Origin of the sequence: Streptomyces marokkonensis (genome assembly GCF_039539045.1) — a bacterium.
In the GTDB taxonomy this organism is placed as follows: Bacteria; Actinomycetota; Actinomycetes; order Streptomycetales; family Streptomycetaceae; genus Streptomyces; species Streptomyces marokkonensis.
In genome coordinates this window covers 19,262-28,994 of record NZ_BAABCQ010000098.1, presented here as the reverse complement: position 1 = coordinate 28,994, position 9,733 = coordinate 19,262, and the positions used below count along the sequence as shown (strand labels likewise).

At 73.0% G+C, this 9,733-nt stretch carries 7 protein-coding genes; 4 read left to right on the top strand and 3 right to left on the bottom strand.

Annotation, left to right across the window (positions count from 1 at the left end; translation table 11 throughout):
• Positions 1-101: 101 nt before the first annotated feature.
• Positions 102-284, top strand: a complete 183-nt coding sequence (locus ABEA26_RS22870; protein WP_133888936.1) for a ribbon-helix-helix protein, CopG family — start codon at positions 102-104, stop codon at positions 282-284.
• A gap of 37 nt (positions 285-321) precedes the next feature.
• Here ABEA26_RS22870 and ABEA26_RS22865 read toward each other — a convergent pair whose 3' ends face one another.
• The gene (locus tag ABEA26_RS22865) at positions 322-1,779 is read right to left on the bottom strand and encodes an NCS2 family permease (RefSeq protein WP_345595001.1); all 1,458 of its coding nucleotides are present in this window, start codon (positions 1,777-1,779) and stop codon (positions 322-324) included.
• 183 nt (positions 1,780-1,962) lie between these two features.
• Here ABEA26_RS22865 and ABEA26_RS22860 point away from each other — a divergent pair, with 183 nt between their 5' ends.
• The 3 genes from ABEA26_RS22860 to ABEA26_RS22850 all read left to right on the top strand — a co-directional run bounded on the left by ABEA26_RS22860 (position 1,963) and on the right by ABEA26_RS22850 (position 4,954).
• Complete coding sequence (locus ABEA26_RS22860; RefSeq protein ID WP_345594999.1) at positions 1,963-2,217, top strand: DUF2530 domain-containing protein; 255 nt, start codon at positions 1,963-1,965, stop codon at positions 2,215-2,217.
• A 55-nt stretch (positions 2,218-2,272) separates the two neighbouring features.
• On the top strand, positions 2,273-2,446 hold the full coding sequence (locus ABEA26_RS22855) for a hypothetical protein (protein WP_345594997.1): 174 nt from the start codon (positions 2,273-2,275) through the stop codon (positions 2,444-2,446).
• 99 nt (positions 2,447-2,545) lie between these two features.
• Positions 2,546-4,954, top strand: coding sequence for a cation-translocating P-type ATPase (locus ABEA26_RS22850; RefSeq protein ID WP_345594995.1), 2,409 nt, complete (start codon positions 2,546-2,548; stop codon positions 4,952-4,954).
• A gap of 144 nt (positions 4,955-5,098) precedes the next feature.
• On the opposite strand, the gene ABEA26_RS22845 is transcribed toward ABEA26_RS22850, so the two are convergent.
• Positions 5,099-8,221, bottom strand: a complete 3,123-nt coding sequence (locus ABEA26_RS22845) for a sacsin N-terminal ATP-binding-like domain-containing protein (protein WP_345594993.1) — start codon at positions 8,219-8,221, stop codon at positions 5,099-5,101.
• Positions 8,222-8,472: 251 nt separating this feature from the next.
• Positions 8,473-9,399: a DUF3027 domain-containing protein gene (locus ABEA26_RS22840; protein ID WP_345594991.1), complete on the bottom strand. Its 927-nt coding sequence runs from the start codon at positions 9,397-9,399 to the stop codon at positions 8,473-8,475.
• Between the last annotated feature and the right edge of the window lie 334 nt (positions 9,400-9,733).

Here is a 9,733-nt window from a genome sequence, read left to right as displayed (position 1 = left end):
TGCCCGTGACGCCCGCCACTGAAACGCATAGTTCACCCGTACGAGTGGGCTATTTCCGGAAACCGGAGCATCACCCGGTCGGCGGGGCGACCCTCGTCCGCATGGGGACCAGCGTGCTCAGCCTGCGGATGGACGGGGAGCTGCTCGACCGGCTCCGGCACCATGCGGCGAAAAGGGGAATGAGCGTCCAGGACTATGTCGTCCGGACGCTCATTCGGGATGACTTCGACGAGCGGTTCCAGTCCGCCGTGGAAGAGACGGAGCGGTTCTACGGGGTCCCCTGAGCATGCCCGGCGGGCACGCACGGGAGACCCGCGGGCGTCACGTCAGGCCAAGGGCCGGCATCAGGTAGTAGAAGGCGAACACCGCGGACACCGCGTGCATCGCCACCGGCACCTCCCGGCCCCGCCCGGCCGCCAGGCGCAGCACCGAGAAGGTGATGAACCCCATGCCGATGCCGTTGGTGATCGAGTAGGTGAACGGCATCATCAGCATCGTCACGAAGGCCGGGATGGCGATCGTGAAGTCGGACCAGTCGATCTCCCTGATCGAGCCGGCCAGGATCAGGAAGCCGACCGCGATCAGCGCCGGTGTGGCCGCCTGGGACGGGACCATCGTGGCGACCGGCGTGAGGAACAGCGCCACGGCGAACAGCGCGCCGGTGACGACGTTCGCGAAGCCGGTGCGCGCGCCCTCGCCGACGCCGGCCGTGGACTCCACGAAGCAGGTCGTGGCCGAGGCGGAGCTGGCACCGCCCGCGGCGACCGCGACACCGTCGACGAACAGGACCTTGTTGATGCCCGGCATCTGTCCCTGGGCGTCGGTCAGCTTCGCCTCGTCGCCGACGCCCATGATCGTGCCCATCGCGTCGAAGAAGCACGACAGCAGGACGGTGAAGACGAACAGCACGCCGGTCAGGACGCCGACCTTCTCGAACCCGCCGAACAGGCTGACCTCGCCGACCAGCCCGAAGTCGGGTGTGGCGACGGGGTTGCCGGGCCACTCCGGGGTCGTCAGACCCCAGGACGGGATGTCGGCGACGGCGTTGACGACCACCGCGAGGACGGTCATCACGACGATCGAGATCAGGATGGCGCCGGGAGTCTTGCGGACGATCAGCGCGAGGGTCAGCAGCACGCCGAGGACGAAGATCAGCACCGGCCAGCCGTGCAGCTGACCGCCCGTGCCCAGCTGGAGCGGGACGGTGGTCTGCGCGGCGTCCGGCATCCGGGTGACGAAGCCGGAGTCGACCAGGCCGACGATCATGACGAACAGGCCGATACCGATGGAGATGGCCTTGCGCAGGCCGTAGGGCACGGCGCTCATCACGCGCTCACGCAGGCCGGTGGCGACCAGCAGCATGACGATGAAACCCGCCAGCACCACCATGCCCATGGCGTCCGGCCAGGTCATCCGCGGGGCGAGCTGGAGGGCGACGACGGAGTTCACACCGAGGCCGGCGGCCAGCGCGATCGGGACGTTGCCGATGACGCCCATCAGGAGCGTGGTGAACGCCGCCGTCAGGGCGGTGGCGGTGACCAGCTGACTGTTGTCGAGCTGGTGGCCGTACATGTCCTTCGCGCTGCCCAGGATGATCGGGTTCAGCACGATGATGTAGGCCATCGCGAAGAAGGTGGCGAAACCGCCGCGGATCTCGCGGGGCAGCGTGCTGCCGCGCTCGGAGATCTTGAAGTAGCGGTCGAGGCCGTTCTGCGGGGGACGCCGGTCTTCGGGCGACTCGGGGGACGGGGGGACCTTGGCGGAGGCCGAGGTGGGCATACGGGGACCTCATCACCAACAGGTTCCCCCACGGCCTTGTTGGTGCTTCCTACGAATAAAAGTGGTCAGAGACAAACGGATTCAGTATGAAGGTATGAGCCACAGATCGCTATCTCCGCGCGTAGACCCGGGGTGGCGCCGCGTGCGGTCGGCGCACCGGCGCCCTGCTCGTAAGCTGTACGCATGACGAAGTGGACACCCACGCACGCGGCGCCGGAGCCCCTGGAGGGCCCCGTGGTCCCCACCATCATCGGCGGCACCGTCCTCTGGTTCGTCCTCTTCCTCGTCCAGCTGCCCTTCTACGGCTGGTTCGACGACCGCGGGCACGCCTGGTGGGTGTGGACCTGCCTGGCCGGCGCCGGGCTCGGGCTGATCGGTATCTGGTACGTGCGGGGGCGCGACGCCGCACTCAAGCGGGTGGCACGGGACACGGCCTGACGCCTGCGCCCGAGCCGAGCGGGCCGCCGCCGGGCGGGGTCTGACCACCCGGGCCGTGCGGGAGCTGTGCGGTCTCGCCGCCCGCACGTACGGGCTGACCGCGCCGCGGGCCGCGGCCACCCTCGACAACGCGGCCTCGCGGGCCGTCCTGACCCGCCCCTGGTTCGTCCGCACCGGTGAGACGCGGCTCGACGGGCGCCCTGGTCCGACGTACCTGCGCGCCCTGTAGTACCACGGCGCCAGAGGCCGGACCGGCTCCTCCTACCCGGGTCGGATCTTCCCCGCATCCGAGGGGTGAAGCCGCAAAACCGCCCGTACCGTCGAACGCATGACGCATCTCGACGCGGGCGACCGACTCGATCCCGCGCACCCCCTCCACGTCCCCTCCGCGGCCACCGGACTGACGGCGGCCGGCGTCGCCGAGCGGGTCGCGCGCGGCCAGGTCAACGACGTGCCGGTACGCAGCAGCCGTTCCATGGCCGACATCGTCCGCGCCAACGTCTTCACCCGGTTCAACGCGATCATCGGCGTCCTCTGGGTGATCATGCTGTTCGTCGCGCCGATCCAGGACAGCCTGTTCGGCTTCGTGATCCTCGCCAACACCGGCATCGGCATCATCCAGGAGTGGCGGGCGAAGAAGACCCTCGACTCCCTGGCCCTGATCGGCGAGGTCCGCCCGACCGTGCGCCGGGACGGGAGAGCCGCCGAGGTCAGCACCTCGGAGATCGTGCTGGACGACGTCATCGAGACCGGCCCCGGGGACAAGGTCGTCGTCGACGGGGTGTGCGTCGAGGCGGACGGGCTGGAGATCGACGAGTCCCTGCTGACCGGCGAGGCCGACCCGGTCGTCAAGCAGCCGGGGGACCAGGTCATGTCCGGCAGCTTCGTGGTCGCGGGCGGCGGCGCTTTCCGGGCGACCAAGGTGGGCCGCGAGGCGTACGCCGCCCAGCTCGCCGAGGAGGCCTCCCGCTTCACCCTGGTCCAGTCCGAGCTGCGCTCCGGCATCTCCACGATCCTGAAGTACGTCACCTGGATGATGGTCCCGACCGCGATCGGCCTGATCCTCAGCCAGCTGGTCGCCAAGGACAACGAGCTGGACGACTCGATCGCGCGGACGGTCGGCGGCATCGTGCCCATGGTCCCGGAGGGCCTGGTCCTGCTCACCTCCGTCGCCTTCGCGATCGGCGTCGTCCGGCTCGGCCGCAAGCAGTGCCTCGTCCAGGAACTGCCCGCGATCGAGGGCCTGGCCCGTGTCGACACCGTCTGCCTGGACAAGACCGGCACCCTCACCGAGGGCGGCATGGACGTCACCGAGCTGCGCCCGCTCGGCGGCGCCGACGAGAGCCGCGTCCGCACGGTCCTCGCCGCCCTCGGCGCGTCCGACCCGCGTCCGAACGCCTCCCTCCAGGCGATCATCGACACCTACCCGGCCGCCGAAGCCGCCGGGGCCTGGCGCTGCGCCGAGTCCCTGCCCTTCTCCTCCGCCCGCAAGTACAGCGGAGCCACCTTCGGCGAGGGCGAGGGCGAGGGCGCCTCCGGTACGTGGCTGCTGGGCGCGCCGGACGTGCTGCTGGCCGAGGACGACCCCGCCCTCACCGAGACCACACGGCTCAACGAGCGGGGGCTGCGCGTGCTGCTGCTCGCCCGCGCCGGCCGTGACCTGGACGATCCCCGGGTGACCGAGGGCGTCACGCCCACCGCCCTGGTCGTCCTGGAGCAGCGGCTGCGCCCGGACGCCGCCGACACCCTGCGCTACTTCGCCGACCAGGACGTCCGCGCCAAGGTCATCTCCGGCGACAACGCGGTGTCGGTCGGTGCGGTGGCCGCCAAGCTCGGACTGTCCGGCGCCACCGTCGACGCGCGCCGGCTGCCCGCCGACCGCGAGGAGATGGCCGGGGCGCTGGACGACGGCACGGTCTTCGGCCGGGTCACCCCGCAGCAGAAGCGGGACATGGTGGGCGCCCTCCAGTCGCGCGGCCACACGGTCGCGATGACCGGCGACGGCGTGAACGACGTCCTGGCGCTCAAGGACGCCGACATCGGCGTGGCGATGGGCTCGGGCTCGGAGGCCACCCGGGCCGTCGCGCAGATCGTCCTGCTCAACAACAGTTTCGCCACGCTGCCGTCGGTGGTGGCCGAGGGCCGCCGGGTCATCGGCAACATCACCCGGGTCGCGACGCTCTTCCTGGTGAAGACCGTGTACTCGGTGCTGCTGGCGATCCTGGTGGTCTGCTCACAGGTCGAGTACCCCTTCCTGCCCCGCCACCTCACCCTGATCTCCACGCTCACCATCGGTATGCCCGCCTTCTTCCTCGCCCTCGCCCCGAACAAGGAACGGGCCCAGCCCCACTTCGTCCGGCGCGTGATGCGGTATGCGATCCCGGGCGGGGTGCTGGCCGCGGTGGCGACCTTCACCACCTACCTCGTCGCCCGGCAGCACTACTCCGGTCCGGGGGCGCTGGACGCCGAGACGAGCGCGGCGACGCTGACGCTGTTCCTGATCTCCCTGTGGGTGCTGGCGATCATCGCCCGGCCCTACACCTGGTGGCGGGTGGCGCTGGTGGCGACGATGGCCGCGGGCTTCATGGTGGTGCTGGTGGTGCCGTGGCTCCAGGACTTCTTCGCGCTGAAGCTGGTGGGCGTGACGATGCCGTGGACCGCCGTCGGCATCGCGGTGGGGGCGGCGGGCGTGTTGGAGCTGCTGTGGAGGTGGGTGGACCGGCACGTACCGGCCTAGCCCGGAATGGCGGGCGGTTCCTGGGGCCGGGGGGGAAGGTCCCCTGTCCGAAACCGTGAACTTTCCGGCCCCAGTGTCCTCGTAGTGCTCATCCGAGCGCCACAAGGACACTGGGCGTAAATCGTTCACGCCTTCGGGAAGGTACTAGTCGAACCAGCGGTCCCTCGCCAGCTCCTCCGTCCGCGACTCGTCCTCCAGCAGCGCCGCCACTTCGAAGCGGCGGGGCCACTGACCCGCCGCCCAGGCCAACCCCGCCGCCACGCCCTCCAGGGTCGCGGCGTGCAGCGTGCCGTCGCCCGTCAACCGCCAGTCGATCTCCACACCACCGACGACCAGTTCCTCGTGCTCCACGTACGACGCCGGGGTCCCCGCCCCGAGCAGCACCCGCACCGGCTCCGGTACGTCGTGCTCGGCGCCCTCGGAGTCCACCTCGCCGGTGACGGACTCGCTCAGCCGCCGCACCTGGAACAGCTCCGCCAGCTCGTCGGCCCGGGCCGGCCGTACGGGCAGCAGGGGCACGCCCGACGTGAAGGGCAGCAGGTCCGGCGAGTCGACCACCACGGCGTCGGCGGCGTCCACCACCTCCACCCGGCCGTCGACCACGGCCCGCACCTCGTCCGGCAGGGTGACCTGGTCGGGGTCCAGCTCGGCCAGCGCGCTGTACAGGGCATGCAGTTGGGCGGCCGTGACCGGGCGGTCGGGTTCGGCGAGGCGGTCCAGCAGCTCGGCCGCGCCGCCGGGCTCCTCGAGGAGGGCCGCGACGGACGTCCGTACGCCCAGCGCCCGCAGCACCTGCTCGTCCTCGAAACCGGCCGCGTCGGCCTCGTCGTACAGGCCCCGCAGCAGCGGGTCGCCGCCCGCCGCGCGCAGACCCGCCGGGCGGCGCCCGCCGAGCACCGGGTGCCCGCGCAGCCACCACGCGGTGTACGGCCGTACGACCTCGTGGGTGCCGTCGTGCAGGAGGACGCGCACGGACTGGACGAGCGCGTCGCGCAGCGGCGGCCGCGACAGCAGGGCGAGGGCCTCGGGCCACCGGTCGTCGTCCACCAGGTCCAGGTCGCGCACGGCGACGATCTCGGTGGCGACCGGCGGTACGGGACTGTCCGGGAAGCGGTCGAGGACGTCCTCGCTCCACACGTCCACGGCGTCCAGCAGGCCCGCGTCGTCCGGCTCGGCGAAGTCGCCGTCGCGGGGCTCCAGTTCGTCCGGGTCGAGTACGACGTCGGTGGCCCGGACCAGGGCGAAGGTGACGAGCACACCACAGGCGGCCAGGGGCTGTGGCCCCCACTTGTGGGCCAGCTCCGGGTCCACGGAGGGGAGTTCGTCCTCGCGCATGACCTGGGCGAAGGGGCCGCCGGGGAAGACGAGTTCGCCCGCCGGGGAGAGTTCGCCGTCCTCGTCGGGCAGGGCGAGCGCGCCGAGCCAGGGCTCGTCCCCGGCGTCGAGTCCGGCGTCGCGGGCCAGGCCGAGGACGGTGTCGGCCAGTTCGTCGGCGTCCAGGGCGTCCTCCTCCCAGTTCGTGCCGCCGTCGTCCTCGAGGGAGGCGGCGACGGCGGCCCGGACCTGCGGGGTGGTGAGGACGGCGCGCGGGGTGGCGGGCAGCGCGCCGAGCTTCTCCAGGAGCCCGTGGGCGGCGTCCGGGTGGGCGACCTTCAGGCCGAGGCGGGTGAGGACCTCGGGGTCGAGGGAGGCGGCGGCCGCGGAGGGCAGGAGCACCTGCCGGGGCCCGATGGTGGTGCGGCCGTCGGCGAGGGGCACAGGCAGCCCGGAGAGCCGTTCGGGGTCGACTCCGGCGAGGCTGTCGTAGAGCCGCCGCCACCAGCCGGGGGCCTTCTCCAGCCCGGCCAGCCGGTCGATCGCGTCGGTCAGCGGCACCCGGGCCACGCCCAGTGTGCGCAGCTCGGCGCGGCGCTCGAGTCCGGCGGGCAGCAGGGTCGGCAGCACCTCGGCGAGGACCCGCACGGTGTCGGCGCCCGCGCCCTCGACCACCTCGGCGTCGCGGGGCCGCAGGGACTCGGGCAGGTCGGGGTCGTCCTCGCGCGGTTCGGCGGCGGGCGGCAGGAAGGAGGTGCGCGGCAGCCGTTCGAGGATCGCCTGCCGCAGTACGCCGTCCAGCTCGCCCTTGCCCAGCGGGCCGGGCACCAGGTCGATGAGGCCGGTGGTGACCGGCCGCCAGTCGGCGAGCAGCCCGGCGTAGGCGTCCGCCGCCCGCTCCGTCAGGAAGTCGGTCAGCGGACCGCGCGCGGCGTGCCGGCGGGTGGAGTCCAGCGGGAAGGAGGCGATGAGCAGCGCGGGGACGCCGAGGGGCTCGTCACTGGGCGTGGGGGCGTGGACGACGGGGCTGGTGCGGGGCCGCACGGGAGCGCCTTCGGCGTCCACGGGCACCGCCCACGTCACGGACCAGTGGGGGCGCAGCCGTTCCTCCACCGGCCGGTCGGCGAGGAGGTCGGGGGTGAGCGGCCCGTGCGCGGCGGTGGTGCGCCAGCGGGTGGCGCCCTCCCGGGAGTCCTCGACGACGGTCAGCGGGCCCTCGGCACGGCGGGACAGCGTACGCACGTCGTCCGCGACCTCGACCACGACCTCCTCCAGGCCGGGCAGGGCGAGGAGCAGGGCGTCGTCCACGGCGTGCAGGAGCCGTTCGGCGAGGTCGGCGGCGGCCGTGTCGCGCAGCGGGAGGATGACGGCCGTGTCGTACGGGTCGGGGGCGGTGCCCTCGGCGGGGAACGGCAGCCGCAGCAGCGGGACATGCCCGTCGCGCCGCCGGATCTCGTCCCCCAGTCCGGGGCTGTGCAGCGCGGTGTCGGTGGCCAGGTCCCGTGCCTCGGCCAGGGACCAGCGCACCCCGCCGTGCCGGCCGACGACGGCGGGCTCGTCGGTGACGGCCAGGACCGCGGCGAAACCGACCCCGAACCGGCCGACGGCGCTTTCCGTGGCGTCCCGCTTCGCGGAGGCGCGCAGGGTGGACAGCGACTCGGCGCCGGCCGCGTCCAGCGGGGCGCCGGTGTTGGCGGCGACGAGGATCCCGTCGCGCAGGGTCAGCCGGAGCCGGCCGGGCACGCCGGCCCGGGCCGCGGCGTCGGCGGCGTTCTGCGCGAGCTCGACGACCAGCCGGTCGCGGTAGCCGCCGAGGGCGAGGTCCTCCTCGGCGTTGGCGTCCTCACGGAACCGGGCCGGGCTCGTCGCCCAGGCGTCCAGCACCCCGCGCCGCAGACGTGCCGTACCGAACGGATCGGCGCCCTCGGCGGCAGGCCGCACGTACATGCTCACGGTGACTCTCCTCATCGACGGACCACGAAGGTACCGCCCCGGTACCCACCCCACGGACACCGTCCGCCCGCACCCGCCTCTACGGACGGGGCCCCCGTCAAGAGCCGGAGGACGACCAGGGGGTCAGGTCAGGGAGGGCAGGGGGGCGGGGACGCAGCCCTCCTGGGGCCGCAGCCCCTGCGGGCACAGTCGCCTGGGGCCGCAGCCCCCTGCAGACGCAGGCCACGACGTTCCACACCCGCCGGCGGAGCCTACGAGTGCCCCAGCTCCGCCGACGCCTCGTCCTCGGTCACCGGCACCGACCCGGAGTCCGGCGCCGGGCGCAGCGGGAACGGGTCGACCCGCGTCTCGTCGATCACCGGCGGAGCCGGCTGCGGCGGCCTCGGCATGACCGCGGCCTCCGAGTGCCCACCGCACCCGTAGGCCAGCGACACCACCCGCCCGTCCGCCGGGGAGAACTCGTTGGCGCACACACCGAAGGCCTGACCCAGCGAGCCACCGATACGCGCCAGGAAGCCGCAGCTCTCGCAGGACGCGGGGGCCGCCTGGGCCATCGCGCTCTTCGGGCCGAAGCCCTCCTCCCAGCGGTCCGCGGCGATGTGCAGGCCGTACCTGGAGAGCACCCGCGTGCGGCGCAGGCCCAGTTCCTCGGCGACCGCGGAGATCGTGCCGCGGGCCGGGACGATCGACAGCTCGGCGGGCGGCCCCGCCGTGACCTCGGCGTCCTCGGCCTCCACGAGGTCGGCCATCTCGTGGGAGACGGCGGAGTTCGGCGGCGGCTCGTCCTCGCCGGTCCAGCCGGGCTCCAGCCGGAGGTCCTCCGCGTCGGTGGGCAGCAGGTCGCCGGGGCCCATGTCGCCGGGGCGCAGCCGCTCGCTCCACGGCACCCATTCGGGGGCGAGCAGCGCGTCCGGACCGGGCAGCAGCACCGCCTCGTCCACCGTGACGATCTTGGCCCGGGAGGCGCGGGCCACGGTCACGGCCCAGCGCCATCCCCGGTACCCGAGCTCCTTGCAGGCGAAATAGTGTGTGACGACCCGGTCACCCTCCGACACCAGCCCGGCGTGCTCGCCGACGACGCCGGGTGCGGCGGCCTCCTCGGCTGCCGCGCGGGCGAGGTCGACGGCCTCGGCGCACAGACGGTCAGGGGTGCGGCTTCGCGTTGTCGCTGCGCTCACAGGTATCGCTTCTCTCCATACGCCGTCTCACGAGTGCGCCGCTGCCTGCGAGGGGCGGACGGAGCGGACCTGTGGACCGCGTCGACGTCCGCGCCCGATCGCGCTCGGGCACACCTACGTCATCCATTCTGCGGGATGGCCGTAAGGCGCGCGGCCGAGAACGTTCGCCACGGCGCGCTAGGCACGCTACCTGTTCATGTGCGCTGGGCCTACACCGACGGGAGTTTCGGCGGGGTACGGCCTGACGTTCGCCGGTGGCGCCGGCGTCCGTGTCACCCGACTCGATCACCGCCATACGTGCCGTGTCGACGCTACAGCCCCCGGTATCGGGGCA